Source organism: Candidatus Cloacimonadota bacterium (assembly GCA_034661015.1).
Lineage (GTDB): Bacteria > Cloacimonadota > Cloacimonadia > JGIOTU-2 > JGIOTU-2 > JAYEKN01.
Genome location: JAYEKN010000282.1, coordinates 1 through 1560 on the forward strand (window position 1 = coordinate 1; position 1560 = coordinate 1560).

At 33.7% G+C, this 1560-nt stretch carries 3 protein-coding genes; all 3 read left to right on the forward strand.

Annotation, left to right across the window (positions count from 1 at the left end; genetic code table 11):
* On the forward strand, positions 1–423 hold a 423-nt coding region (locus U9P79_09775; GenBank protein ID MEA2104910.1), incomplete at its 5' end, for a hypothetical protein.
* 4 nt (positions 424–427) lie between these two features.
* Positions 428–1138, forward strand: coding sequence for an OmpA family protein (locus U9P79_09780; protein ID MEA2104911.1), 711 nt, complete (start codon positions 428–430; stop codon positions 1136–1138).
* On the forward strand, positions 1125–1560 hold a 436-nt coding region (locus U9P79_09785; protein MEA2104912.1), incomplete at its 3' end, for a hypothetical protein. The genes U9P79_09780 and U9P79_09785, both read left to right, overlap by 14 nt.

Below are 1560 nucleotides of genomic sequence, written 5' to 3' on the forward strand. Positions count from 1 at the left end.
ATGGTAAATATTTCCCATACGTTTGGCGCAATATCATCCGATTTAAAAAATAATACCGGCAACATTGAAAGCTCCATTAATTATCTGAATTCATCTCTTCAAACCCTTAAAGAGCAATTTGGCAGAATGAACGAGTTTAATGAAGAAACACTTGAACAGATTGGCCACAGATTATCTGATAATCAAGAGATTTTAAGAGAATATGTGGAACAGTTTGATACCATTAAAAATGGACTTAGCGAAATATTTGGTGAAGTAGAAAACGGGTTAACAAAATATTCGAATACAGTAAAAAATGGAATCAACGAATATTTATCCGGTTTTACAAATCAATTGTCGACAGCATCTGGCAGATTGGCTGGAAGCATTGATGCTCTTAATGATTTTTTTGAAGAAGTTTCAGATAAATTAGAAGGCAGTTAGTTAAATGGAGAGGATTTTCAAAAAAAAATCGTTTTCAAACAAAGAGAATATGTTTTCTCTTTCAATCAGCGATCTAATGTCAGCGCTTTTATTAATTTTCATTTTAATTCTGGTTGGAACATTATTAAAACTTGCAGAGCAGCATGAGAGAAACAAGGATCGTCTGGAATTAATAAGTGATCAGGAAATGGCAAAAAGAAGTATTATTGCTCAACTGAAAGGGGAAATGGATCAGTTTGATATAGAAGTTGATCCCAGGACAGGCGCTATACGAATAAAAGAGGCAATACTTTTCGATTATGGACAAGCTGAACTAAAGGAGAATGGAAAAAAGTTCCTTCAAAGATTTATGCCTAAATATGCCGAGATACTTTTTGCAAAAAATGAGATAAGAGAGCAGATTGGGCAGGTTATAATTGAGGGTCATACAGATAACATAGGCCCATATAATTACAATTTGGATTTGAGCCTTAAAAGAGCTTTTAGTGTTGCATCCTATATTTACTCAAAATCTTTTATAAATTTTAATTTTGGGGATGTTTTGCGGAAAAGACTTTCAGTTGTTGGTAAAAGTTTTGTAGATCCAATTGCGTCCAATATAACAAAAGAAGGACGCCGCAGTAATAGAAGAGTGGAGTTTAAGTTCAGCTTTATTGACTGGACAACACTGCAAAATCATCAATTTAAGGAATTTGGCAACAATGGAAACCGTTAAAAAGCTGCTAAAATTTAATTTTGATGAAAGTCTGTTTTCTGCAACTTTCGATAATTTACTTTTAAGCTCCACGTTACGAGAAATCAAGAACGCTCAAACAAAAGTAAAAAAAGTTGAGCTTAAATTCTCACCATTCAAGCTCAAAGAGCCTCCTGATGTAGGGAAGATATTCCGATTGTTTATGGAAGGTGCAAAAAAAGGTTATCAATTTGTAGAAAAGGATTTTAATGATACACGCTATGTACGAAAGCTGGCATGGTCGATGTCTTATCAAGAAAATGGCGAATCTATTATTCAGTCTGAATATTACCTTCAGTCTCTTAAAATAATCGATGATAATTTCAAAATCAGCATGCTTCTACCACTTTTTTATGCCCTAATGAAAAACTGGATAAGCGCAGATACAGAACCGCTAAAAAAAC

What these genes read in the sequence shown, in the direction of transcription:
- U9P79_09780 (MEA2104911.1), top strand. Translation starts at nt 428, where the DNA reads ATGGAGAGGATTTTCAAAAAAAAATCGTTTTCAAACAAAGAGAATATG.